We start from the raw sequence: 25,357 nt of genomic DNA, 5'->3' as shown, positions 1-25,357 counted from the left end.
AGAAATGAAAGCAAAATATATAGCGGCCTGGCTTTTAGTAGTTGGCCTCAGCGGATGCCGAGAAAATTTTTTGAACGTATTACCAGAAACATCTTTAAGCACAGACGTCTTTTTTTTAAATGAAATAGATTTCCAGCAAGCAGTGAATGCTGCATACGTACCTCTGAGAGGTATTTACAATGGTCCTGCCTGGATACTAGAAGAGATGCATTCTGACAATTCGTATTATGCACGTAATACCTTGTACGGTGCAGTGGATGCCACAGAAAACGTAGCAAATTTTGCTGTTCCCACTACCAACGGCATTACAGCAAATGGCAATGTGTTGGCCCAGTATCGCCAAAATTACCAGATCATTGCACGTACCAATCAAATTCTGGCCTCTATTGATAAAGTGGATTTTGCTGCTGCTTCAAAAAGTAACCTCAAAGGACAGGCACTGTTTCTAAGAGCATTTGCTTATTTTGATCTGGTTCGCATCTTTGGCAAAGTACCTATGCACTTAATACCGGTAACTGGTCGTGAAGATGCTGCTCTACCACTGTCTACTACGGATGAACTTTATAAACAAATTGAAAAAGATGCTCTTGAGGCTATTTCTTTACTCCCTAACAAAGCGAAGCAGGAAGCCGGCCGCGTGACCTCAGGTGCTGCTAAAACGTTATTGGCAAATTTATATCTGACGCAAAAGAAATGGGCGCAAGTTCAGCCACTCATGGAAGATGTAGTGAAAAATGACGGATATACCCTAATGCCGGATTATAACAATGCATTTTCGTTTACTGAAACAAATAAAAACAATCAGGAATCTGTTTTTGAGGTGCAATATAAAGAGGGATCAGAAGGATATAACGGAAGTGTGATTTATAGCTTTATTCCTTCTCCAATAACTGCTGCGGAATTGAAACCGATTACAGGTACTTCAAATACGCAAGGGACTTCACAGGAAAGTAACAATATCCCAACCCCGGATATCATTGCGGCTTTTGAAGTAGGTGATAAGAGGAAAGATGTGAATATTGGGTACGTAACACTTAGTAGCAGTTTGGCCGAAAATAAGACTTATCCGTATATTAAAAAATATGCCAGAACTCATTCATTGCATGGTAATACAGGTCAAAACTGGCCGGTATATCGCTACGCCGAAGTGTTACTTTTCCTTGCTGAGTCGCTGAACGAACTGGGGAAACCCGGGGAGGCTGCAACTTATCTGAATCAGGTTCGTAGCAGAGCTGGATTGGCAGCAACGAAAGCTGCTTCCCAGGCCGAAATGCGGGAGGCTATTTTTAAGGAAAGAAGGGTAGAATTGGCTTTTGAGAACAAACGATGGTTTGATTTGACGCGTACTGGTCGTGTGAAAGAAATCATTAGTGCTTATGGTGAGCGTGTCAAAGCCAATCCGGCTGCATATTATTTCCCCAAAGGTCATGCGGCACCAAGTAATGCTTTTACTAATTTGGATGACTACTATGGCCTTCCCGCCGATGAATCTGCACTAACTCCGCATTTCTAAAAGTTGAGTTTGAAGTCTGATTGTATTGATTAACCAGAGAGCTTTAGAGCAATTACAAGCCTAGGATCTCTGGTTAATTTTGTTAGAATTTACTTAAAAATCCAGAAGTCCAGACACAACAGGATAGTGACCTAACATAATACACTTATAATTGTATCCATTATACTTTCCCAAGTTTTATTTTGTTTTATTTGAGAATAGTGCTTGTGAAAAGGAAAGATTCTCTCGGTTGTTATCACCAAATTCTGTTATAAATCTTAATTACTTAAACTCTGAACTGTAAAATGTACACAAAGAAAAAATGGTTAAAACTATCAACCTCGCTAGCCGTAATCGTGGCCGTTGGAGTTGGTAGTGGGGTGCTGTTGAGTAACCGGTCCGCAAAACATCAGCCACCGGGATCCTCAAAGGTGGACAAAATAAAATTACCCGAAGGCTTCAAAGCAGAGCATTTGTATAGCCCTTCCGAAGAAAAGAACGGATCCTGGGTGTCGATGGCATTCGATGACAAAGGAAGAATGATTACCTCTGATCAGTACGGTGGGCTTTTTAGGCTGGAACTACCGGCCATTGGCTCAGACGAAAAACCAAAGGTAGAAACGCTGAGGGTAGAGGGAGACACAGCAAAAGTTGCTATGGGCTACGCTCACGGTTTGCTATATGCTTTCAATAGCTTGTATGTAATGATTAACAACCGTGAAAATCCCAAATTTCCCAAGGGAAGTGGATTATACAGGTTGCAGGACACCGACAATAACGATCAGTATGATAAAATCACTTTAATAAAACCTTTGAAAGGTGAGGGCGAACACGGTCCACACAGCATTGTACTATCACCTGACAAAAAATCGCTTTACGTTGTCGCTGGTAATTTTACGGATCTGCCTAAGATGGATATCTATCGGTTACTGCCTAACTGGAAAAATGATAACCTTTTTCCGTTCATTAAGGATCCGCGAGGACACGCCGGTGACCGACATGCGCCTGGTGGATGGATAGCGAAAACGGATCCTGAGGGAAAAAGCTGGGAGCTGGTGAGTGCGGGTTATCGTAATGCATACGACATCGCTTTCAATGAAGCAGGGGATCTTTTCATTTATGATTCAGATATGGAGTGGGATTTTGGTACACCCTGGTATCGTCCAACAAGAGTTTGTCATGCAACAAGTGCCGGTGATTACGGATGGAGAACAGGTTCTGCCAATACTTCCCCGTCATTTGCCGATTTCCTTTCGCCTGTGATGAATATAGGGCAGGGATCTCCAACAAACCTTATTTATCTGGATAAAGCCAGATTTCCTGCAAAATATAAAAATACGCTATTGGCTTTTGACTGGAGTTTTGGTATAGTGCACGGATTACATCTCAAACCACAAGGATCGACATACACGGCTGACCATCAGGAATTTTTATCCGGAGCACCTCTTCCTTTAACTGATGGCGCAATTGGTCCGGATGGAGCTCTATATTTCCTTACTGGGGGGCGTCGTCTGGAATCCGATCTTTATCGGGTTTACTACGAAGACTATAAGAATATTCCTGCGGGCGCAAATACAGTGACGCCAGTAATTACAACTGAACATAAGCAGCGTACGGAACTGGAAAAATTCCATGTTAAAGCAGATCCTAAAGCTGTTGCAACAGCATGGCCTTATCTAAAAAGTGCAGATAGATTTTTACGTTTTGCGGCCCGGCTAGCAATTGAACATCAACCTGTTACCGAATGGCAGGATAAAGTGTATGCTGAAAAAGATCCGCAGACATTAATTTACGCCTCTATAGCACTGGCACGTAACGGGGACTCAACTAAAATAGGAGCGCCAATTTTGAAAGGTCTTTCAAAAATTGACTACACGAAACTGGACGATTTGCAAAAACAGGCATTGCTACGTGCGGTTGAGATCACACTGTACCGAACAGGACAGCCCGACGAAGCAACCAAACAAGCCGTAATTTCATACCTCAATCCTAAGTTTCCGTCTGCTAGTGCTTTGCAAAACCGTTTCCTTAGTAAGATTCTGATTACTCTTGAGGCACCAAAGGCAGTCGAAAAAACGATTTCTCTGATCGAGAAAAATGAGAAATTTGATGATAAAGACAATGAAATGGTAACTGCTTCGGCCGATCTGATTTTGAGAAATCCACAGTATGGTTTGGATTTAGCTGGTTTGTTGGAAAAGATGCCGCCACAGCAGCAGATGTTTTATGCAATGATGCTGAGTAGTGCTAAAACCGGCTGGACTCCAGAACTGCGAGAAAAATATTTCAAATGGTATCATAAAGCATTTAGTTATCAGGGTGGTCGCAGTTACATTGGTTTCATTGACAAAGCCCGCCAGCTGGCTTTGAAAAATGTACCGAAAGATAAGGTGGAATATTATAACAAATTATCTGGTGCTGAGTTACTTACGGGTTCTGGTAATGATCTTGCCAAGTTGTATTCTCCAAAAGGTCCTGGTCGCAGCTGGAAACTGAATGACGCAGTTACGGCAGTACAGGACAGTCTTTCAAATAGTGATTTCGAACGCGGCAAAATGATTTACTCAGCCGTTCTTTGCAATCGCTGCCATACGATACAGGGCGAGGGGGCTGATGTAGGACCAGATTTAACGCAATTAGGAACTCGTTTCTCGGCAAAAGATATGTTGGAAGCAATCATCGAGCCAGATAAGACGATCTCGGATCAATTCGGTTCAATTGCATACACACTTAAAAGTGGAGAATCGGTTGTTGGCCGCCAGTTGAACGAAGATGCCAATTTCTATTACATTGCGCAAAATCCTTTTGATTCTAAAACGGTAAGAAAACTAAGCAAGAAACAGGTAGTTTCAAGTAAGCTTTCCACGGTTTCTGTGATGTTGCCTGGACTAATTAATGGTCTTAATCCTACTGAATTAAGGGATCTCGTCGCTTATCTTATGTCTGGGGGAAATAAGAATAATCCTATTTACTCAGAAAAAGCAGGTACTGGAAAAAAGACGGGAAGATAAGAATTATAGAGTAGAATCGCATTAAATATTCTTAATAAAGTGGTGCCGTAGCATTGACATATAGTCAGGTACGGCACCACTTTTGTTTGGATTGCAGTGAAGAAAAAATCAATAAAGTTTAAATATTTGAAGCTTTTTATATAAAATTTTTATAGCTTCGAATGCTTTATTTTAACTGTTTGTATGACATTTCATTTATTTTCAATACGTTGATTTGCAGTACGTTACTTAGTTTTAAATATAAAAGGGTAGGGGCTATCCAGATTTATTGAACCATATATTAACTTAAAACGGTACAGAAAAATGACCTTGGTTTCCAGTAGAAGGGAAGTATTAAAAAGTATAGTGGTCGGCGCAGTTGCTCTTCCGCCTTTGACGTTGAGCTCTGTGTTTGCAAAAAATAATGAGGTACTTGGTCAAAATTTAAATGGAAAAATCAACCATTCAGTTTGTAGATGGTGTTACAGTAAAATTCCACTTGAAACTCTGGCACAAGAGGCAAAAAAAATTGGTATAACATCCATTGAATTGTGTGGACCAGAGGAGTGGCCAGTTCTAAAGAAGAACGGATTGACTTGTGCATTACCTTGGGGAGAAGGAGCGACGAGAAGTTTGGATAAGGGATTTTGTGATCCGGCAAACCATGAAGCATTGATAAGAGATTTCACAGATGTGATTCCCAAAGTGCAGGCTGCCGGATATGACAAGATAATATGTTTCTCCGGAAACCGTCGGGGAATGAGCGATATTGATGGGATGAGAAATTGTGCAATGGGAATTAGAAAATTGTTGCCTCTTGCGGAAAAACACAACGTCACGTTGGTAATGGAATTGCTTAATAGCAAGGTAGACCATAGAGATTACATGTGTGACAAAACTTCCTGGGGAGCCGGGTTGTGTGAAATGGTAAGTTCCGATAAGTTCAAGTTACTTTATGATATTTACCATATGCAAATTATGGAAGGCGACGTAATTGCAACCATCCGGAAGTATCATAAGTACATTGCTCATTATCACACTGGCGGTGTACCAGGAAGAAATGAAATTGACGAAAGCCAGGAACTTTATTATCCGGCTATTATGAAGGCAATTGTCGAAACCGGATACAAAGGGTATGTTGGACAGGAATTTGTACCAAGCCGGAAAGACGATATTGCTTCATTGAGTCAAGCTGTAAAAATTTGTGACATAGCATAAACCTTAAAACAATGAAATCAAAATACAGCAGACGGAATGTAATGAAAAGTATTGCGGCGCTTTCTGGAGTTGCGGTAGTCCCACATTCTCTATCAGCAGCAATAACGAGAGCGGAAACTATTTTAGGTCCTGAATTGAAAGGGAAAATTAATCATTCGGTATGCAAGTGGTGTTATGGAAAAATACCCCTTGATACCTTTGCTCAGGAATGTAAGAAAATGGGGATAAAATCCATTGAACTTCTTGGACCTGACGAATGGCCGGTTCTTAAAAAATACGGATTGACCTGTGCCTTGCCGAATGGTGCTGGAATGGGAATTGAAAAAGGTTTTAATGATCCGGCAAATCACGACGAGCTGGTGAAAAGTTACGAGGAGCTTTTTCCGAAATTGCAGGCCGCTGGTTATACAACAGTTATCTGTTTTTCGGGAAATCGCCGTGGTATGTCAGATATCGATGGAATGAGAAATTGTGCGGTCGGATTGAAACGCCTGATACCGTCAGCTGAAAAATACAACATTACATTAATCATGGAATTGCTTAACAGTAAAGTTAATCACCGGGATTACATGTGTGATCGTACGGAATGGGGAGCCGGACTTTGTGAAATGATTGGTTCGGAAAAATTCAAATTACTCTATGACATTTACCATATGCAAATTATGGAAGGTGATGTAATTGCAACCATCAAAGAATACCACAAATATATTGGGCATTATCACACGGGTGGTGTTCCGGGAAGAAATGAAATTGATGAAACACAGGAACTTTATTATCCTGCCATCATGAAAGCAATTGTTGAAACTGGTTACAAAGGCTTTGTGGCTCAGGAGTTTATACCAAAACGTGCTGATCAGTTGGCATCCTTAAAACAAGGTGTTGAGATTTGTGATGTAGCCTGAAAGTTTTAATGCAAAAATGGCTACAATTTAGATTTAGGTCTAAATTGTAGCCATTTTTTGTGCACTTTTAATAAAAAGACCATTAGATCAATTTTAGCTAAGCGATTCAAATAGGTTAAAATTTACCCTTAAATAATTGAAAACTAATATTTTAAGGGCGATTTTGATAGAATTGATAGCCGCGAGAATTGAACAGAAATTTATTTCTGCATAATGGTTCGGTTTGATTTAATCTCATTGAGTTCGTATTACGAATACTTAAGAAAATGTGGATATTAGTTTGTTGTATAATTTATATTATGTTAAATAGATTTTCGTAAATGAGAGGAGCGCCAATCCGGTGCTCCTCTCATTCTATGCTTCTAAAAAATATTAGTCAATGCAGGTAATTCCTTTACCTTCAAGTTGAGCGATAATGTTGGTTGCATTTTCAAGTGCTTCTTTTGCTTCTGCCTCATCTTTTGCCTTGATAGCTTTTTCAAAGAATGGCTTTGATTTTTTGAAACGACCACAAACACGTCCTTCAATTTCTTTACCGCGTGCCTGGTAATCTGTCATGTTCATATTATCAACTTCCTTTTTCAGCTGAACCGCTTCGTTGAAGTAAACTGCTCCAAGGTTGTACAATGCATCGTAATTGTTTGCATCAATTTCCAAAACCTTTTTATAGTTAGCAACTGATTCAGTAGCCGCCGTTGCCTGCTTCGCTTTCAAGTCAGCCAACTCTTTTTCAAGAGCAGCATTGTCGTTACCTTTTGCAGATTCCTGAGCTTCTTTAATTTTTGCCTCAGTGTCAGCAATTGCAGCCAGTGATTCTTTTTTCTTTGTATTCACATCTTCCAACTGACGCTTAAGATCTGCAGTCGGTTTCTTTTTGATCAACGCAGAAATACGCTTAACCTCACCATCGAAAACTTCTACTTTACCTTTTTCACTGTCAATGGTTTTCTTAAGGTTATCCACCTTAGATGTTCCTGAGCCCAGCTTGTCCTGAATTTCCTTGATTTTGCTAAGCGTTTTTGTATTTGTGTTGTCATACAAAATTGCAAGGTTCACGAGGTTCTGAACATTCGTAGGATCTGATTTGCTCAAAGCTGTCAACTCATTGATGGCTTGATCTTCTTTTCCTGATGCTAGCAAAATGTTAACCACTTCCGATTTTAGGTCCTTGTTACCTGGCGATTTTTCCAATCCTTTGTTCAGGATTTCAATCGACTTGTCGAAGTTATTATCAGCGCGGTATAATTGGGCCAAACCGTAGAATACGCTTGGATCTTTTCCACCATTAGCAATGTAATTTTCGAACTGCGTTTTTGCTTCGTCTTTCTTATCGATCTGTTGTGCAGCAATACCACCGTACAACGCCGCAGTTGTATCTTTCTTGTTAATCGTCTGAGCCAGTTGGAACATTTCCAAAGCGCCTGTAAGATTTTTAGTCTGATACTTTTCAGCACCTTGCTTTACAAATGCATTGAAAAGAGATGTACCTTCTCCTCCACTCAAAATATTTGTTGCTTCCTTGGATGACTTCCCAGGCTCACCTTTTTTCGTCAAATCAAGTTCAACTACTTTTTTGTAAGATTCAAGGGCAGTTTTTGCAGCACTGGAATCTACTTCCGAACCTGACATTGCTATATTTTCATATAGTTTTGCTCTTTCCATCCAGAAAGCAGCTTTGGCACTATTTTTAGGATCGCTTACATCTTTATCACTTTTCTCTTTATCCTTACGAAATTGATCTACCATCGCCTTATTGATAGCGTCCTGCGAAAATGCAGATAAGCTACAAAGGGTAAGTGCAGACACAAAAAACATTTTTTTCATAGATCTTAACTTTTATTGTGATTGGTTAATTCGAAAAGCTAAATATAAATTAATAAATACAAATTCTACAAAAATCATACCTATTCTGCGGCATCCTCTTCGTCAGAATCATCTTCACCTTCCTCCTCATCCACTTCTTCCTCGTCGACAATTTCCTCTAAATCGTCATCCTCAGAGACAATAATATCAGGTGATTTTTCAGCAACGATTACATTTCCATCTTCATCCAATTCTTCGGCCTGCTTTTCATCCGGATCTTTCAGGATACGCGTCACAGAAGTAATTTCATCAGAACTACTTAGTCTGATCAGTTTCACTCCCTGAGTATTTCTTCCAGCCTGACGAATATCAAGAACGCTCATTCTGATCGCAATACCATTTCTGGTTATAATCATCAAATCGTCTTGTTCAGTTACCTCACGAATTGCTACCAGTTTACCAACTTTCTCGGTTGCATTCATGGTTGAAACTCCTTTTCCTCCACGTTTAGTTACACGGTAACTATCTATGTTAGAGCGTTTTCCGAATCCATTCTCAGAAACAACAAGTAACTGCGCATCTTCGCGATTGATACATACCATTCCGATTACCTTGTTCTCAGGATCAGTCAGGTTAATACCTCTCACACCAGCGGCTGTTCTTCCCATTGGCCTCACTCCTTTTTCATTGAACCTTACCGCACGTCCCGCACTCGATGCGATAACGATATCGTTGTCACCATTAGTAAGTGCAACATTCAACAAGCGGTCGCCTTCATGAATTGAGATCGCAATGATACCATTGGTACGAGGACGAGAGTATGCTTCAAGCAAAGTTTTCTTAATTGTACCTTGCTCAGTACACATAATGAGGTAATTATTCTTGATGTAATCCTCATTAGTCAACGTTTTAACGTTGATCACTGAACGTATGGAATCTCCATTTTCAAGGCTGATCAAATTCTGTATTGGTCGGCCTTTGGAAATTTTGCTTCCTTCGGGAACTTCGTAAACCTTCATCCAGAACAACTTACCGTATTCGGTAAAGATCAACAGGTAGTTAAGCATGGTTGCAGAGAACAAATGCTCCGTAAAATCAGAGTCTTTTGTTTTTACACCACGAGAACCTACTCCACCTCTTGTTTGTGTACGGTATTCGGCTAACGGAGTACGTTTGATATAACCTTCATGAGAAATTGTGATAAGCATTTCTTCATCAGGAATCATGTCTTCGTCACTGAATTCTTCGGCAGCAAACTCAATCTGAGTGCGGCGTTCGTCTCCGTAGCGATCTTTAATTTCTCCTAATTCAGTTTTAATGATCTCATATTTCCTCCATTCATTGGCAAGAATATCTCTCAAATCAGTAATCAGAGCCATGATTTCCTCATACTCTTTTACAATTTTTTCTCTTTCAAGGCCTGTAAGACGTTGTAAACGAAGTTCAAGAATTGCTTTTGACTGAATTTCGCTAAGTGCGAATTGCTCCATCAAACCAACTTTCGCAGTTTCAGGATCACGTGCGCTTCTGATCAGATTGATTACTGCATCCAGATTATCCAGTGCAATAAGTAAACCTTCAAGAATGTGAGCACGTTTTTCGGCTTCGCGAAGTTCGTATTCTGTACGACGTGTGATTACAACAATGCGGTGTTCTACGTAATGCTTGATCAGATCTTTCAGATTCAGCATTACCGGACGGCCTTTTACAAGAGCAACGTTGTTTACCCCAAATGAAGATTGAAGTGGCGTATACTTGTAAAGGTGATTTAGAACGATGTTAGGAATTGCATCTTTTTTCAAATCAAAAACGATACGCATTCCGTCTCTATCCGATTCATCGCGGATGTCGGAGATTCCGTCAAGTTTCTTATCATTAATAAGTCCTGCGATTCTTTCGATCATCGCAGCCTTATTGGTCATGTAAGGAATTTCGGTAATGATGATCTGCTCTTTACCCGTTTTAGAAACTTCAAAATTCGCTTTTGAACGAATAACAATGCTTCCCCTACCGGTTTCCATAGCAGATCTTACACCCTGGTAGCCATATATCGTTCCACCAGTTGGGAAATCAGGAGCTTTTACATGCTCCATCAATTCAGGAATGGTAATATCAGTGTTGTCGATATATGCCAACACGCCATTTACAACCTCGGTAAGGTTATGAGGTGCCATGTTTGTTGCCATACCTACTGCAATACCAGACGAACCATTAACTAAAAGGTTCGGAAATTTTGCTGGCAAGACCGAAGGCTCAGACAACGAGTCATCAAAGTTGGGTTGAAAGTCAACAGTGTCTTTACCCAAATCGTTTAATAATTCATCAGCCAGTCTTTTCAAACGAGCCTCTGTATACCGCATTGCGGCTGGGTTGTCACCATCAACGGAACCAAAGTTTCCCTGACCGTCTACCAATGGATAACGTAATGACCAAGGTTGGGCCATACGTACCATAGTATTGTAAACAGATGAGTCACCATGAGGGTGATACTTACCTAAAACTTCACCTACTATACGTGCAGACTTTTTATGAGATCTGTTGTAGTTGACCCCTAAATCGGACATACCGAATAATACGCGGCGATGGACAGGTTTTAAACCATCTCTTACATCGGGAAGCGCACGGGAAATAATAACGGACATCGAATAATCGATATACGCTCCACGCATTTCGTCCTCAATATTGATGGGGATAATGTTTTCACCAGGAGATTCTGCCATAAATAATCAGAAAAGAATCGAAATTTAAGTGAGAAGTTGATTTTATACCAAGCCTCACATGATTAATCCAAATTGTACAATTTAAAACTCAAATTTCGTCATTTTTGACCACTCTAACAAACTATCTTTAAAGCTATTCTCAGGGCATTTTTGTATCAATATGATATACCGCATCTTACGATTTTATGATTTGAAAAAAACTTAAAGTCATTAACTACATTAAATTTTTGGCGTTACCTTCTTATTATTGAAAGTTCACATCGTTAATCCCTAGCCAATGCCGTTATTACTGACCTTTCTGGCAATCGTTTGTCTTATATTATTAATTGCCTGGTTAAAAATCGACACATTTATTTCCTTCCTCCTGGTATCCATTGGTCTTGGACTCGCCAGTAGTCTGGACGTTGCCACCATTGGAAAAGCGATACAAAAAGGCGTTGGCGGAACCCTGGGTGATCTGGTTTTAATAGTAGGCTTTGGTGCGATGCTGGGTAAAATGGTAGCAGACAGCGGAGCTGCGCAGCGTATTACAGATGCCCTCATCGGGATTTTTGGAAAGAAATACATACAATGGGGAATGGCTCTGGCAGGTTTCGTGATTGGTATACCCCTGTTTTACAATGCAGGTTTTGTAATTGTGATTCCGCTCATTTTCATGATCAGTGCTACTGCACGCTTGCCTTTGTTATATATAGGTATTCCCATGTTGTCGGCACTTTCGGTTGCGCATGGTTATCTGCCTCCGCACCCCTCGCCTGCTGCCATTGCCAGTCAGCTCAATGCCGATTTGGGTAAAACGTTATTCTACGGACTGATTGTTTCCATTCCTGCCATTGCAATTGCAGGACCTATTTTTGGTTCAACTTTAAAGCGGTTTCAGCCAAAACCTGATGAAGACCTTTTCAATGTAAAGCCAAGACCAACATCTGAATTACCTGGTTTGGGAATCAGTATAGTAACTGCTCTTCTACCTGTTTTTTTATTAACAAGTATGTCGGCAGTGAAAAATGTGATGCCAGGTAATGCCTTCGTTGCTTTGTTGGCAGAGCCCTATTTCGGAATGCTGATTTCCGTTTTGTTCGCAGCCTATGCGTTGGGAATACGCCGTGGGATGAATATGAAAGCGGTGACCAAATCTATGGAAGAAGCTTTTAAGGGAGTATCTGTTATTCTGCTGATCATCGCAGGAGCTGGTGTTTTTAAGGAAATGATGACCGCAGGCGGCGTGAGTAACTACATTGCGGAAAGTCTGAAAAATGTGGATATTTCTCCTTTGCTTCTGAGCTGGGGAATTGCGGCAATCATTCGTGTTTGTGTTGGCTCAGCTACCGTTGCCGGGCTTACAACGGTAGGAATACTTTCTCCACTTTTAATACATTCCACCGTGCCTCCCGAATTGCTGGTACTGGCCATTGGTTCAGGCAGTTTGATGTTTTCTCACCTTAATGACGGTGGCTTCTGGCTCTTCAAAGAATATTTCAATCTTAGTATCAAAGACACGCTTCTTACATGGTCTGTTATGGAAACAATTGTTTCGGTGATGGGTTTGATTGGGGTTTTACTGTTAAATTTGTTCATTTAGCAGCGCCTAGATAATTTATGCTGCGTGAAGATATCATTGATCATTATAAATTAACCTTATGAATCCTGAATCCAGTTTTGAAAAACTTGGCCTTACCTTGCCACCAGCACCTGCGCCAAAAGGTGTATACAAACCATATCTGATAGTAGATGATCGCTGGCTTTATGTTTCCGGTCACGGTACGGTGCAAAATGACGGTACACTCATCATCGGACGAATTGGCCAGGACATGGATATAGAGGCTGGGAAACAAGCGGCTGAACAAGTTGGGCTCACTATATTGTCAACCATAAAAACGAACCTTGGCACTCTGAACCGGGTAAAAAAGGTGATCAAAATTTTGGGAATGGTGAATTGTACCGCTGATTTCGAAAGACATCCTTACATTATAAATGGATGTAGTGAACTATTCGCCAAAATTTGGGGAGAAGAAAATGGAATTGGTGTGAGAAGCGCCGTCGGAATGGGTTCGTTGCCGGACAATATTCCGGTGGAAATTGAAGCGATGTTCGAATTACATTAAGCAGCGTAGCATCAACTCATGTTTCAAATTCTTCACTCCTAATTCTTCATTGTTAAATGTGGTATAAGCTCAACAATCCTGAAAAAGTATTTTCGCCTTCGCTCCTGTTTTACAAAGACAGGATCGAAAGTAATATTGACAGAATGATCAATGTTGCTGGCGATGTGAACCGTTTGGTGCCGCATGTGAAGACACACAAAACCGCCGAGATTGTCAAATTACAGCTTCAAAAAGGTATCTCCAAATTCAAATGTGCAACAATAGCGGAAGCTGAAATGCTTGCAGAAGCCGGTGGGAAATGGATTCTTATCGCTTATCAAATGGTTGGGCCTAACATCGGTCGGCTACTTGAATTAAAGACCAAGTTTCCAGACTCTGTGTTTTCTTCATTGATTGACAATGAAAAGTCTGCGCAGATGCTCGAAGAGGCCGGTGTTGCTACTAGTTCTATTTTTAATGTCTTCATTGATGTAAATAATGGCATGAACCGCTCCGGCCATCAGGCAGACCACACTTTGTTATCCTTGTTTCATTTCTTAAAAGGTTTATCACAGGTTCATGTTTCGGGTGCTCATATTTACGATGGCCATATCAGAAACCCTGAGTTTTCCGAGCGAAAAGCAGCCAGTGACGAGGCGTTTGAACTAACGCTTCCCTTGCTGGATCTTATGACCAAGAACGCGGATAAAGATGTTATGGTTATTGCAGGTGGTTCGCCTTCGTTCAACATACATACCTTGCGTTCCGATGTCTTTCTCAGTCCCGGAACAAACATACTTTGGGATTGGGGTTACGGCTCCCGTTTTCAGGATCAGCCATTTTTACACGCCGCGCTTATTCTTACCAGAGTTGTTTCAAAACCTGCAGTCGGAATAGTAACGATTGACCTGGGCCACAAGAGTGTGGCAGCCGAAAATCCTATTGATAGCCGCTTCCAACTTTTAAATCTGAATAATTACGAGGTTATCAGTCAAAGTGAAGAGCATGGTGTTTTGCAGGTTGGTAATCAGGAATGGGAAAAAATAGAAATTGGGGATATCTACTATGCCCTTCCCTATCATATATGTCCAAGTGTTGCCCTTCACGATTATGCGTCGGTTATAGAAAATGGTGAGGTTACCGACGAATGGAGAATCATAGCCAGAAATAGAAAAATTACGATTTAAACCACCCATTTATATGTTTCTTTTTGATGCGCATCTTGATCTTTCCATGAACGCCCTGGAATGGAACCGTGACCTTACTAAAGGGCTATCGGAGATACGGGACAGGGAAAAGAACTTGTCCGACAAACCCGATCGTGGTAAAGGTGTGGTGTGTTTTCCAGAGATGCGGAAAGGTAATATAGGTATGTGTGTAGCAACCCAGATCGGGAGATTTGTGGAGCCGCAAAGCACACTTCCCGGATGGCATTCACAGGCGCAGGCCTGGGCTCAGACCCAGGGTCAGGTTGCCTGGTATAAGGCGATGGAAGAAGCCGGAGAGATGGTGCAAATACGTGATTTAGTCACCCTAAATAATCACTTGGCTCTTTGGCAAAACGCATCTTCCACTGAGGGGTTACCAATTGGTTACATTCTAAGCCTGGAAGGCGCCGATTCACTTCCGAGTGTTTCTCACCTCCAAATCGCTTATGATTACGGATTACGTGCACTCGGCCCGGCCCATTACGGGCCAGGTGTGTACGCCTTTGGCACTGATTCCGATCAACCTTTATCTGACAAAGGTAAAGAACTGATCAGGGAAATGGAACGCCTGGGAATTATCCTGGATGCAACACATTTGTGCGACAGTGCTTTCTGGGATGCAATGGAAGTATACAATGGTCCTGTGTGGGCCAGCCATAATCTTGTAAGGGAACTTGTGCCTCATAACAGGCAATTTTCTGACGAAATGCTCAAAGAACTGATTAAGAGAAATGCTGTGATTGGAATGGCTTTCGATGCATGGATGATGATTCCGGGTTGGGTTCGCGGGAAGTCCACACCAGAAAACACCGGACTGAAAATTGAACATATTGTCAATCACATTGACTATATATGTCAACTGGCGGGAAACACAAACCATGTCGGTATTGGCTCGGATCTGGACGGAGCCTTTGGTAAAGAGCAGGCGCCGGGAGACCTGGAATCTATCGCTGATTTGCAAACTGTTGGTTCTATACTTAGAGAGCGCGGATATAAGGAGGAGGACATTGAACAAATCATGTGGAAAAACTGGGTTGATTTCTTAAATCGTAGTTGGAAATAGACCGGTAATTGAACTTTCTTGCTTCAAAAAATGGTCAATCTTGCCTCCTGCACTTCGACAGATAATATTTAACATTGCCTTAATACAATTATCATCAAAGCTTCGCAACTTTCCGGATCGTTACGCGGTTATAGCATTCAGCCAGCATAGAGAACACAAAATAATCATTGTTTTTTATTTGGAATGATTATAAATTATCTTCATCTTTGATAGGTAAAGCAGACAGTAAGAATCAGAATTGACCGACATAAATTAATGAGCTCGATATATAAAATTTCCTTTCGTACCAATCTAAAAAACAGCCGGTCGTTCCAAAGACTGCATGATTGCCTCAAACGATTAAATGTAAAACACTGGGCTTATGATTTTCAGGATTTGCTCCTGACATTGACCTCTGACCTATCCGATTTTACAAAGATTGAGGCAGCGCTAAGTTCCGCAGGTTGCAAGTGTCATTTCGTGAAGTTAGAAAATCTGAATGAAGGACATTCTCTTTCCCTGACGTGAAATTTGACGTTATAAAACGAGAAACGGGCCATTTTAAATGGCCCGTTTCTCGTAAATTAAATTAATCATTCAGGAATGGTGGAAACCATAAAGCTTAAAAAGTGAAAGACCTCTTCCTGATTTTTGATGTGATTACGAGCGGCAGATAAATCGTCACCGATTTTGATGGTATAGGAAGTGTCCGGCAATGCCTCGAACATATCTTCATCAGTCGTATCGTCACCAATAGCGAGAATGAAGTCGTAATCACTGCCATCTACAAAGCTTCTTGCCGCGGTTCCTTTATTAAATGCGGTCTTTTTAACCTCCACAACTTTGTTCCCGTCAATAATCTGAAGATTAAGTTCTGGCTGTATGAAATTCTTCAATTGCCATGATAATTCCTGAGCTCTTCTTGAAGCATATTCTTTATCATCCGCTGTCCGGTAGTGCCATGCAAGTGACGTTTCTTTTTCTTCGACAAAAGCACCCGGACATCTCTTGGCATACATATTCAGAATTGGTTTGATACTATCTTTCCAGTTTTCCTCGTAACTCTCATTCAAAGTCCATTCTTCGCTTCCTTTGGTTTTAATTAAAGCACCATGCTCAGCAATAATATGCACCGGAAGATCCCGGAAGTGCGTGTCAAGAAAACGACGGTCACGGCCACTGATGATGACAACGGTGTCGCGCTTGGCTATTTCCATAATCAGCTTTTTTACATCTTCTGATACAATTGCCTTCGACGGGTCGGCAACAATTGGTGCCAGCGTACCATCATAATCAAAAAACAATATTCTTTTGGAAGAGGCTTCATAAGCTTTTCTTATATTATCTATTCCTTTGTTGGTCAAAAAAACTTGCTTTAACCTTTCGTGTTCTTGTTCTAACATAAGCATTTGGGTAAAAAAATCATTTGTCCATGCGAATACATCATAATCACGGATGCGTTCCCGCATGGCACTCATTCGTTTTTCCTGTTCTTCGGGGATCATCGCAAAGGCCTCGCTGATAGCATCTGCTATTCCCTGATTATCGAGCGGATTTATAATCAGCGCCTCCCCCAATTCTGCCGCCGCGCCGGCCATTTCGCTTAAAATTAGTACGCCCTGCGAATCCTTTCTACTGGCGACATATTCTTTACAAACCAGGTTCATGCCGTCCCGCACAGGTGTGATCAGCGCAACATCACTTGCAGTGTACATTCCGACAAGTTCATGGTAAGTCATCGAGCGATACTGGTAGATGATCGGTTGCCAATATATATTGCCGTAATTGGCATTAATGGCTCCAACCGTCTGATCGATTTCCATTTTCATATGTTGGTATTGCTCAATGGTATCCCGGGAAGGCACAACCACCATCACGAAGGAGACACGTTCGTGCCATTCAGGATGTTGTTCCAGAAATCGCGTGAATCCTTGCAACCGATGCAAAATCCCCTTTGAATAATCGAGACGATCGACGGAAAATATAATTTTCTCTTTCAGAGATTCACGAGCCTCTTCTCTGGCTCTGATCACTTCTGGCTCATCGTATGCTTCATTGAATTTTTGGAAATCAATACTGATCGGAAACGAGTCGACTTTGACAATACGATTGCTCATATTGATATAATGGAGCTTGTTTCCGTAGCCAGAAACAAGTCTGGCTGCTTTCAGGAAATATTCTACATAATCATTGGTATGAAATCCTACAACATCAGCACCGAGTATTCCATCTACAATCGCCTTACGCCACTTTACAGGGAACATCCGGAACAATTCATAAGATGGGAAAGGGATGTGAAAAAAGAATCCAATCTTGTTGTCAGGATATTTTTGTCTGATAAGATCTGGCAGAAGCATCAGCTGATAATCCTGGACCCAGACAACATCTCCTGGTTGGATCACTTCATCCAGTTTATCAAAAAACAACTGGTTGGCAGTCTTGTATGCTTCGAAATAAGCATCGTCGAAACGGGCAAGAGATGGGAAGTAATGGCACAACGGCCAGACTAAATTATTGCAAAATCCCTCATAGTAGTTTTCATTTACATCGTCCGGAATAAAAACAGGGTGAGCCTGAAAGGACTCATTGGCCAACGACTGACCTTCTAGTTCTTCCTTGGTGTTTTCACTGAAACCAATCCATTGGATTTTTTCTTCAGAAGAAAAGACAGAATCCTCCTGGTCGCTTACCAGAGAAAGTACGGCTGATACAAGTCCTCCTGAATTTTGCACCAGGTGAGATTGATCATCTTCGCGAACAATTTTAAAAGGTAGTCGATAGGCAACGATAATTAGTCTTCCTGAATTTTTAGTGTTTTTTAATTCTTTCATAGTTTTCAAAGCATCCGAATTCCGGCCGCGTTTGATTAGTAATGGAATAAAAAGTCCTGCAAATACATATCTTGTAATTGCTCTTTTAATTCTTGGAAATTCATTTAATAACTGACCTGCACAAATCATGCCAATAAGTATACATTGGCTGTATCTTACAATAAAACAAGCGAATTGTTACAGTTTAGTAGTTTTCGGAGACGTATGCATTAGATATACAACCAATGAGCTCGAAAGTATGCAGAGCTCCGGGGTATTCCTGACTCTATATTGCCCTTTGATAATCCTACAATTATTTCGTTAGTATTACAGGCTCAACCCTATAACCCTGATTACGAAGTAACATTATCAAGCCAGTTTTGTAATAAAGATGACTTAGCCCTACCGCGATGAGACATGGTCTTTTATTGATATTCTCTACAATTTTAGGGATCCAGTTTTTGTTCCTCTGTTCCATAGGGACGAAGTCGAAGTCGGTTGAAGTCTGAAGACTTAAATCGCTCTCATTTAGCTTGTAGTCGAACTCCATCTTCTTGTATCTGCTTGTTGCGTCATCCACATCCTGCATTTGATAGATATTCCAGCCAGGCTTGTCACTATTTTTGATATACCCCAGTGCTCTCCCTAAATATTGTTTTGCATGGTCTATTTGTGATGAGTCAAAATCAGAAATAGGTATTCTATCCAGACGGTCTCCCTCTCTGCCCAATTCTACATAAATATCGAACAGTTCTTTATCCATGAGTTTTGTTACTGCGGTTGAGTTCTCACTGTTAGAAGCCAGGGTAGTCAGTATGGCACCTTCCATCTCAGCGATTGTCAAATTCTCTGCATCAATATTATTTTTGATTCCTTCGCCAACTCTGGCGACAAAAAATGAATCAAGAGTGCGAAACTGATGCTTGTCGAGTAAAGGTAACGCCTTTAGCACTTCACGGATGTGTGGCTTTATGGGAACTTGATGCGTTGTAAATGCTTCGTTTAAAATAAACTCTGTACTATCGATAACTTTTTTCATCTCCGAATATTCCAAAATCCATTTAGCATCCGTCAAATGGAATGTTCCCAGAATGTAGGATGGCTTGGAGCAATCCGGACCAGTTATTTTCCAAAGGACAGTTGCCGGACTAGACCTTTCCAATTGAAAACGGTCATTTCCGGTTGCAGCGATGAATACCAAAGTACAAATAACTACAAGGAGTATAGGAAATGTAAAGCGTTTCATTAGATCTGATGAAGGTAATATTCGGATGAGTTGAGTAAGAAATTTGGCAATGCCTGATATTGCTAATACAAAATTTCCTCTTTTTTGAATTTTTTCAAAAAAACATCGTCTGAAGGGCATAAAAAAACCTGACAAGATATGCCAGGTTTTCAGAGCCTCCAGTCGGGATCGAACCAACGACCTACTGATTACAAGTCAGTAGTGCTATCCTGAAACACAAACACTAATTCGTTTATTTACAATACTTTATCTCAAAATTTTCATTTTAAAATTTGTCTTAAAATTGAATTCCGCATACATTTCCGCATACATTTATAAATCTTGGATTATTTTCAATTTTAGCTCTTGGAATTCCTTCTCGGAGATCACTCCTTGCTTTTTCCATGCGATCACTTTTTCCAGGTCAGATAGATAACTGGTTTTATTCTTTACTGACGATGCCTTAGTTTCCGAACTTACCAATGCGCCTTTTTTGCGAGGCATGAGATCAGTAAAGTGTGAGGTGGGAACGTCAAAATAACGTGAGAGTGAATTTATGGATTCGTTGGATAGTGAGAGTAGATTTCCATTTTCGACTCTTGAGATCAGAGTCATAGATATTCCAGATGCAACAGCCAAATCTTGTTGGGTCAAACTTTGGCTGAGCCTTAATTTTTTGAGCCTTTTGCCTAGCGTGTCTACTTCTGGTTCATCGTCGTCGTCTCGTAGTTCTTCAGGGTCTAAGTCCAGAACCTTTGCTACTATATATAAGCTCTTTTCTCTTATACCACCACCAGATAACCAAAGTCGAACAGCTTCTCTGGTGAAGTTTCCTTTTCTGGCAAATTCTGTTACCGTTAAGCCAGCATCATCAAGAGCTTTTTGAAGTTTCTCAGCAGAAGTCATAATTTGAATATAAAATTTAATTAAAGTTTTTATTAAAGTTTACTTGTATTGCAAAATATTAAATATACATTTGCATATACATAAGCGATACATGCAAATATACATATTATTTGTATCGCTAGACTACTACTATATATTAAATATAGGTTGGTACTTATTAAACGGTAAATAATGAGTAAATCTTTTTCAGAGGTAGTGAAGTCGGTCGTTGATCAGGTGAAAACTACAAAAGGGGGTGTAAAGAAATTGATTGAGGCAACAGGTAAATCAGCTGGCCTGATTACTCACTGGAAAACTGGTAGATATATTCCTACCCTTAGGGTACAGGTTGAATTTATTACCAAGTCGAATAATTTGATCCAAGAGCTAAGGAAAGAAGAAAAGGACAATTTGGAAAAATATGAAGAAATAAGTAACTCAATTACAGCTTGATATGGAAATTGATTTGGTTCGCAAAATTGTCGCTGAGGAGGTTGCTAAGTATAACGATGTCTATCTGAGTGTTGAAGAAGCAATGGAGTTGTTAAAGTCAACCAGCAAAAAAAGTTTTTATGAGCAAAGTAAAAAATTTACTAGGTACAAGCCACTAGGTAGAATTATTTTTAAGAAAAGTGAGATAATTGAACATATAGAGCGTCATAAGGTTGAACCACTCCCCTCTTCGTTGGAAAAAGTTTCTACTCAACGCCAACCAAGGATTATTTTTACCTCATCTAAAAGTTCAAGAAAATGAATATTGTAAACAGTGAATTCATAGACAAATTACAAATAAGTCAAGATGCGCAGGATGTATTAAGAGGATTGTTTACACAAATAAACATTACTGATAATGTTAGCCATATTAGAGATTTTAGATCACTTGATCTAAATAAATCATGCTCTGATAATAAACTAAGTCCTATGGCAATTTTTCTTTCAGTTAATGAATTGCTTGAAGAAGGTTTGTTGGAAATTGACACAGATTGTCTTCCCGGGGACTGGATTGTAAATATTTTGATTGATAATCTTCTTTCAAGGGCAAAGGATGATATCCAGAATCACATTAAGCAAATGGGAGATTTATACAATGTTATTTCGGTCGCTTACCAAGAGAGCCTGAATAATACTCAGTAATGAGTGAATGAGGAGGGGAATTTCTACATGCCGGAGGGCTTCCTTCGGCACTGTTTCCAAAGTTAAATTAAGCCAATTTTATATATGTCAACTACCAAAGTACTCACTCTGGACAGCCTTGTTGTGTCCAATTATAAAAAGCTGAGGCATCAAGAGACACATTTTTTCACTCCTGAATGTACCATAATCGGACCAAATGGCTCTGGTAAGTCCACACATTGGGATGTCTGGCACTGGTTATGGACTGGATATGATCTGGAAGGTCGTTTCAATCATGAGGTAAAGCCTTGGCTTACCGATGCCAGAAATACGGAGGAACGTGTAGTCGTTTCCGTTACTGGAAATATTACTTACGATGGTGAGAAAATATCACTTCGTCGGGAGCTGCATGAGCTATGGAAACCTGAATCTGACGAGGATCCCACAGAGAAATATGATAGCGATACGACGAAGTATTGGATAAATGATTCGCCGATCAAAACCAAAAAGGAATGGGAAGCCCGGTTGAATGCGATCTATCCCCTTTCAGCATTTTCAGCTGTGACTAATCCGGATGCGTTTCTTCGGATGAAACCAGAAGATATGCGTAAAGTGGTGATTGACTTAGTTGGTGGAGATATTACAAATGAGGAGATTATTGCAACCAATCCGGATTATACCAAACTGGTTACGAACACTCTTAAAACCAGAACGATTGATGGTTACAAAAAAGAAATTAATGACAATATCTCTGCCGGAAAAAAAGAGCAGGATGCGCTACCTGAGCAAATAAAATCCAAGCAAAACGAAGTTGCAAAATTGATTTCTGACAACGATTTTAACCAAATCGAAAATTCGATATCTATCAAGAAAGAAGTGCTGGCTGCTACTGAGGCTGAATTAGAAGGTTTGAAATCTTCTGACGAGGGTAAAGGCAAGATTGTAAGAGAACAGGAGATAGCGGATCTGAAAGCTGACCTCCAACGTTTCAGCCAGAATTTCAAAACGGAAGTCACTAATGGTAATTCTGAGCTGCTGACAAATAAAGCGTCAATCCAGCGTCAGATTGATTCAAAGCAAACAGATCTGACAAATGTTAATAAGGATATTACCAGATCGACTTCAAAAATTGCTGATCTGAATAACAAGAGGGTTTCTTTGAGATCTGATTTTGAAAAGTTAAATGTCCTTGAATTTCCAAGTCCTGAACAGGTTGTGGCTGGTGATCATGAACATGGGCCAGAGTGCCAGACTTGTAAACGGGGATTCTCAAATGAAGAATATGCCAGCTTTGAAGGTGTTTTGCGCGCTGCATTCAATGAGAAGAAAAAAACAGATAAAGCTAAGATTCGAGAAGAGGGTCAGGCTGTTACTGGTGAAATAGCTTTCGAGGAGAGTGTTCTTGAATTAGCCGAAAAATCAAAAAACACAATCCAGAAAGAAATTGACGATCTGACTGTTCAAATAAACGCTATCAAGTTGGATGAACGCAAGCCTGAGGATCAAGCGGAATACATTGAACAGTCCGCTATTATTAAAGCAAAAAAAGAGGAGCTGGAAAAATTTGATACCTCTGCTTATGATGCTTCTATAAAAGAAGTAGAAACCAAAATATCAGGGATCAAAACCGAAATATCGGATCTGACCAGATCGCTTGGCAAGAAAGATTCAATTGAAGTTATCAAGAAAAGCATTGCAGAACTGGAAGCCAATATTGAAAAGGTAAATGCGAAGGTTTTGGACTGGAAAAAGGCGAAATCCTTCTTTGAAAAATTCCTTAAAGATCGAGCAAGCATTCTGGAAGGTCGCGTGAATGGAATGTTTGAGCACATGAAATTCACCATGTTCAGATTCTTGAATGATGGTACACCGGAAGTGACCTGTATCCCAACTTATCAAGGTGTCTCCTATCCTAACGTAAACACAGGATTCTTACCGATGCTTTACGTAGATGTTGCAAATGCTTTCACTAAGAGGTACGGAACGACATTACCTATATTCCTGGATAACATGGAATCAGTTGGCAAGCGTCCGGAAACAGAATGCCAAGTAATCAATATCGTGTACCCAAAATATGATCCAGATGTGAAAACCATTGAGGTCATTGAGGGAGAGTATAAACCTAAAAAGTCAAAATAATGAGTACCCAATTACAGACAACTCCACCCGCTGGCACAACTCCACCAGTTAAGGCTACAAAGTTGGATAGATTCAAAGTAGCAATGAAGTCTGAATCTATTCAAGAGCAAATGTCAAATGCTCTGAAAGAAAATAAGGATTCATTCATTGCATCCATGATTGATCTTGTATCTGGCGATAGCAAGCTAATGCAATGTGATCCAGCAGCATTGATTGCCGAAGCTCTTAAAGCAGCTGTTCTGAAACTTCCAGTGATAAAGTCACTTGGTTACGCATGGATCATTCCCTACAAAAAGAAGAAGAAAAACGATCAAGGTCAATGGATTGAATATCTGCAACCTTCCTTCCAGCTTGGCTATAAGGGCTACATCCAGCTGGCACTGAGGTCAAAATCTGTGAAGCATATCAATACACGGGCAGTTTATGAAGGTCAGTTTATTGATGAGGATTATCTGACTGGTGCTTTTAAATTTCAGCACAAAAAAACCAGTGATGTAATAGTTGGATACATGGCTCACGTTGAGTTGCACGATGGTTTTTCTAAAACTCTTTACAGCACAGTTGATCAGATCAAAGATCACGCAGCAAAGTACAGTAAATCATACGATCCAAAAGATGCAAAGAATATTTGGGTAGTAGAATTTGACGATATGGCATTGAAAACCGTATTAACGGATCTGTTGAGCAAATGGGTAACATTATCTGCCGAGTTGCAAATTGCTTTGAGTCAGGATCGGGAGAATGACCAAAAATCATTTGTTGATGAAGATGGTAAGGTTCGTAGCGAGGATGCAAACTTAACATCAGTCACATTTGATGATGTTGATATCGTTGGCAGCAAGGTGACTCAGGATCTACCACCAGCCACAGAGAAAGAAACAGTACCAATTACAGTTAATCCGAATCCGGTTACAGCTCCCAGGCAAAATGCAGCTACTCCACCGGCAGCGGAGGAAGAGGAAGTGGATGATAACGAAGCTGGGTTCTAATGCAGCTAATCGTATTAGGATCCGGAAGTCTTGGAAACGGATACGTTCTAAAAGCCAGTACCGGGGAAACGTTAGTGATTGAGGCAGGTTGCCACCTATCTAAATTGGAAGAGGCAATGAATTGGGATTTTTCCGGTATCGCTGGCTGCATTATCAGCCATAGGCACATGGATCATGCACAGTGGGCAAAGGATTACAAAAAAGCAGGTTTGAGAATGTACATGAATCAAGATACGATGGATCACTGGCAAGTTGAAGGAACGCTTCTGGCAAGTACCCAACAGTTGATGATTGGGAACTTCAAAGTCAAACCTCTGGAAGTAGCGCACGATGTTGAATGTTTAGCTTTCCTAATTGATCATCCAGAAATGGGTCGCATGTTCTTCATCACAGATTCCAGCTATTGCCAATGGAATTTGAGTGCTGCCAAGATTCAGAACTGGATGGTTGAGGCAAATTACGATTTCCCAACACTCGAACAGGTCAGACAAGCTGGAATGATCGACAAAGATAGATATGACCGAATTCTGAACGGCCATTTCAGTATCCAAAATTGCAAAGACTTTCTGGCTGCAAATGATCTTTCTCATACAGTGAGAATTGTACTACTTCATGCGTCACGTCAGAATGGGAATACTGTGCAATTTAAGAGGGAAATTGAAGATCAAACAGGCAAGGACGTATTCATCGCGAAGGCAGGATTAGTAATACCAAGTTTCGGACCAACCCCATTTTAA

General features: G+C 40.5%; 19 protein-coding genes. 14 read left to right on the top strand and 5 right to left on the bottom strand.

Annotated features, from left to right (window positions below; genetic code table 11):
• Positions 1-4 precede the first annotated feature (4 nt).
• The 4 genes from LZG71_RS02900 to LZG71_RS02885 all read left to right on the top strand — a co-directional run bounded on the left by LZG71_RS02900 (position 5) and on the right by LZG71_RS02885 (position 6,602).
• Positions 5-1,513, top strand: a complete 1,509-nt coding sequence (locus LZG71_RS02900) for a RagB/SusD family nutrient uptake outer membrane protein (RefSeq protein ID WP_233816803.1) — start codon at positions 5-7, stop codon at positions 1,511-1,513.
• Between the two features lie 284 nt (positions 1,514-1,797).
• The gene (locus LZG71_RS02895) at positions 1,798-4,503 is read left to right on the top strand and encodes a c-type cytochrome (protein WP_233816801.1); all 2,706 of its coding nucleotides are present in this window, start codon (positions 1,798-1,800) and stop codon (positions 4,501-4,503) included.
• A gap of 303 nt (positions 4,504-4,806) precedes the next feature.
• Positions 4,807-5,700, top strand: coding sequence for a hydroxypyruvate isomerase family protein (locus tag LZG71_RS02890; RefSeq protein ID WP_233816799.1), 894 nt, complete (start codon positions 4,807-4,809; stop codon positions 5,698-5,700).
• Positions 5,701-5,711: 11 nt separating this feature from the next.
• Complete coding sequence (locus LZG71_RS02885; protein WP_233816798.1) at positions 5,712-6,602, top strand: hydroxypyruvate isomerase family protein; 891 nt, start codon at positions 5,712-5,714, stop codon at positions 6,600-6,602.
• 372 nt (positions 6,603-6,974) lie between these two features.
• Here LZG71_RS02885 and LZG71_RS02880 read toward each other — a convergent pair whose 3' ends face one another.
• Together LZG71_RS02880 and gyrA are read right to left on the bottom strand one after the other, a co-directional pair.
• A complete protein-coding gene (locus LZG71_RS02880) occupies positions 6,975-8,426 on the bottom strand; it encodes a tetratricopeptide repeat protein (RefSeq protein WP_233816796.1) in 1,452 nt (483 codons plus the stop codon).
• 80 nt (positions 8,427-8,506) lie between these two features.
• Positions 8,507-11,125, bottom strand: a complete 2,619-nt coding sequence (gene gyrA / locus LZG71_RS02875) for a DNA gyrase subunit A (protein ID WP_233816794.1) — start codon at positions 11,123-11,125, stop codon at positions 8,507-8,509.
• 277 nt (positions 11,126-11,402) lie between these two features.
• On the opposite strand from gyrA, the gene LZG71_RS02870 reads away from it, so the two are divergent.
• The 4 genes from LZG71_RS02870 to LZG71_RS02855 are packed head-to-tail and all read left to right on the top strand — an operon-like array spanning position 11,403 to position 15,480.
• The gene (locus LZG71_RS02870) at positions 11,403-12,707 is read left to right on the top strand and encodes a gluconate:H+ symporter (RefSeq protein WP_233816792.1); all 1,305 of its coding nucleotides are present in this window, start codon (positions 11,403-11,405) and stop codon (positions 12,705-12,707) included.
• A gap of 58 nt (positions 12,708-12,765) precedes the next feature.
• The gene (locus LZG71_RS02865; protein ID WP_233816790.1) at positions 12,766-13,230 is read left to right on the top strand and encodes a RidA family protein; all 465 of its coding nucleotides are present in this window, start codon (positions 12,766-12,768) and stop codon (positions 13,228-13,230) included.
• A 56-nt stretch (positions 13,231-13,286) separates the two neighbouring features.
• Positions 13,287-14,396, top strand: a complete 1,110-nt coding sequence (locus LZG71_RS02860; RefSeq protein WP_233816788.1) for a D-TA family PLP-dependent enzyme — start codon at positions 13,287-13,289, stop codon at positions 14,394-14,396.
• A gap of 13 nt (positions 14,397-14,409) precedes the next feature.
• Positions 14,410-15,480, top strand: a complete 1,071-nt coding sequence (locus LZG71_RS02855) for a dipeptidase (protein WP_233816786.1) — start codon at positions 14,410-14,412, stop codon at positions 15,478-15,480.
• 572 nt (positions 15,481-16,052) lie between these two features.
• Here the strand turns inward: LZG71_RS02855 and LZG71_RS02850 are convergent.
• The 3 genes from LZG71_RS02850 to LZG71_RS02840 all read right to left on the bottom strand — a co-directional run bounded on the left by LZG71_RS02850 (position 16,053) and on the right by LZG71_RS02840 (position 20,400).
• Positions 16,053-18,290, bottom strand: coding sequence for a bifunctional alpha,alpha-trehalose-phosphate synthase (UDP-forming)/trehalose-phosphatase (locus tag LZG71_RS02850; RefSeq protein ID WP_233816784.1), 2,238 nt, complete (start codon positions 18,288-18,290; stop codon positions 16,053-16,055).
• Between the two features lie 292 nt (positions 18,291-18,582).
• Positions 18,583-19,515: a TraB/GumN family protein gene (locus LZG71_RS02845; protein ID WP_233816782.1), complete on the bottom strand. Its 933-nt coding sequence runs from the start codon at positions 19,513-19,515 to the stop codon at positions 18,583-18,585.
• A 312-nt stretch (positions 19,516-19,827) separates the two neighbouring features.
• The gene (locus LZG71_RS02840) at positions 19,828-20,400 is read right to left on the bottom strand and encodes a helix-turn-helix transcriptional regulator (protein ID WP_233816780.1); all 573 of its coding nucleotides are present in this window, start codon (positions 20,398-20,400) and stop codon (positions 19,828-19,830) included.
• Between the two features lie 171 nt (positions 20,401-20,571).
• On the opposite strand from LZG71_RS02840, the gene LZG71_RS02835 reads away from it, so the two are divergent.
• From LZG71_RS02835 to LZG71_RS02810, 6 genes are all read left to right on the top strand, one after another.
• Positions 20,572-20,832: a hypothetical protein gene (locus LZG71_RS02835; RefSeq protein ID WP_233816778.1), complete on the top strand. Its 261-nt coding sequence runs from the start codon at positions 20,572-20,574 to the stop codon at positions 20,830-20,832.
• Position 20,833: 1 nt separating this feature from the next.
• Positions 20,834-21,133 (top strand): helix-turn-helix domain-containing protein, encoded by a 300-nt coding sequence (locus LZG71_RS02830; RefSeq protein ID WP_233816776.1) that lies wholly within the window; start codon positions 20,834-20,836, stop codon positions 21,131-21,133.
• On the top strand, positions 21,130-21,513 hold the full coding sequence (locus tag LZG71_RS02825) for a hypothetical protein (RefSeq protein ID WP_233816774.1): 384 nt from the start codon (positions 21,130-21,132) through the stop codon (positions 21,511-21,513). The genes LZG71_RS02830 and LZG71_RS02825 overlap by 4 nt, the downstream gene beginning before the upstream one ends.
• Before the next feature lie 84 nt (positions 21,514-21,597).
• Entirely contained in the window at positions 21,598-23,631 is a 2,034-nt protein-coding gene (locus LZG71_RS02820) for a hypothetical protein (protein WP_233816773.1), read from the top strand.
• Positions 23,631-24,620 carry a recombinase RecT gene (locus LZG71_RS02815; RefSeq protein WP_233816771.1) on the top strand — a complete coding sequence of 330 codons (990 nt, stop codon included), beginning with the start codon at positions 23,631-23,633 and terminating at the stop codon, positions 24,618-24,620. The genes LZG71_RS02820 and LZG71_RS02815 overlap by 1 nt, the downstream gene beginning before the upstream one ends.
• The gene (locus LZG71_RS02810; RefSeq protein WP_233816769.1) at positions 24,620-25,357 is read left to right on the top strand and encodes a hypothetical protein; all 738 of its coding nucleotides are present in this window, start codon (positions 24,620-24,622) and stop codon (positions 25,355-25,357) included. Before LZG71_RS02815 ends, LZG71_RS02810 begins: the two co-directional genes overlap by 1 nt.

The sequence above is a fragment of the Dyadobacter sp. CY312 genome (genome assembly GCF_021390535.1).
In the GTDB taxonomy this organism is placed as follows: Bacteria; Bacteroidota; Bacteroidia; order Cytophagales; family Spirosomataceae; genus Dyadobacter.
This window is presented reverse-complemented; position numbering and strand designations above follow the sequence as displayed.

Bases quoted from the DNA above. Each gene is read 5' to 3' on its own strand.
- LZG71_RS02850 (WP_233816784.1), bottom strand. From the start codon at position 18,290: ATGAAAGAATTAAAAAACACTAAAAATTCAGGAAGACTAATTATCGTT.
- gyrA (WP_233816794.1), bottom strand. From the start codon at position 11,125: ATGGCAGAATCTCCTGGTGAAAACATTATCCCCATCAATATTGAGGAC.
- LZG71_RS02895 (WP_233816801.1), top strand. From the start codon at position 1,798: ATGTACACAAAGAAAAAATGGTTAAAACTATCAACCTCGCTAGCCGTA.
- LZG71_RS02865 (WP_233816790.1), top strand. From the start codon at position 12,766: ATGAATCCTGAATCCAGTTTTGAAAAACTTGGCCTTACCTTGCCACCA.
- LZG71_RS02840 (WP_233816780.1), bottom strand. From the start codon at position 20,400: ATGACTTCTGCTGAGAAACTTCAAAAAGCTCTTGATGATGCTGGCTTA.
- LZG71_RS02845 (WP_233816782.1), bottom strand. From the start codon at position 19,515: ATGAAACGCTTTACATTTCCTATACTCCTTGTAGTTATTTGTACTTTG.
- LZG71_RS02900 (WP_233816803.1), top strand. From the start codon at position 5: ATGAAAGCAAAATATATAGCGGCCTGGCTTTTAGTAGTTGGCCTCAGC.
- LZG71_RS02885 (WP_233816798.1), top strand. From the start codon at position 5,712: ATGAAATCAAAATACAGCAGACGGAATGTAATGAAAAGTATTGCGGCG.
- LZG71_RS02880 (WP_233816796.1), bottom strand. From the start codon at position 8,426: ATGAAAAAAATGTTTTTTGTGTCTGCACTTACCCTTTGTAGCTTATCT.
- LZG71_RS02830 (WP_233816776.1), top strand. From the start codon at position 20,834: ATGGAAATTGATTTGGTTCGCAAAATTGTCGCTGAGGAGGTTGCTAAG.
- LZG71_RS02860 (WP_233816788.1), top strand. From the start codon at position 13,287: ATGTGGTATAAGCTCAACAATCCTGAAAAAGTATTTTCGCCTTCGCTC.
- LZG71_RS02870 (WP_233816792.1), top strand. From the start codon at position 11,403: ATGCCGTTATTACTGACCTTTCTGGCAATCGTTTGTCTTATATTATTA.
- LZG71_RS02890 (WP_233816799.1), top strand. From the start codon at position 4,807: ATGACCTTGGTTTCCAGTAGAAGGGAAGTATTAAAAAGTATAGTGGTC.
- LZG71_RS02825 (WP_233816774.1), top strand. From the start codon at position 21,130: ATGAATATTGTAAACAGTGAATTCATAGACAAATTACAAATAAGTCAA.
- LZG71_RS02810 (WP_233816769.1), top strand. From the start codon at position 24,620: ATGCAGCTAATCGTATTAGGATCCGGAAGTCTTGGAAACGGATACGTT.
- LZG71_RS02855 (WP_233816786.1), top strand. From the start codon at position 14,410: ATGTTTCTTTTTGATGCGCATCTTGATCTTTCCATGAACGCCCTGGAA.
- LZG71_RS02820 (WP_233816773.1), top strand. From the start codon at position 21,598: ATGTCAACTACCAAAGTACTCACTCTGGACAGCCTTGTTGTGTCCAAT.
- LZG71_RS02815 (WP_233816771.1), top strand. From the start codon at position 23,631: ATGAGTACCCAATTACAGACAACTCCACCCGCTGGCACAACTCCACCA.
- LZG71_RS02835 (WP_233816778.1), top strand. From the start codon at position 20,572: ATGAGTAAATCTTTTTCAGAGGTAGTGAAGTCGGTCGTTGATCAGGTG.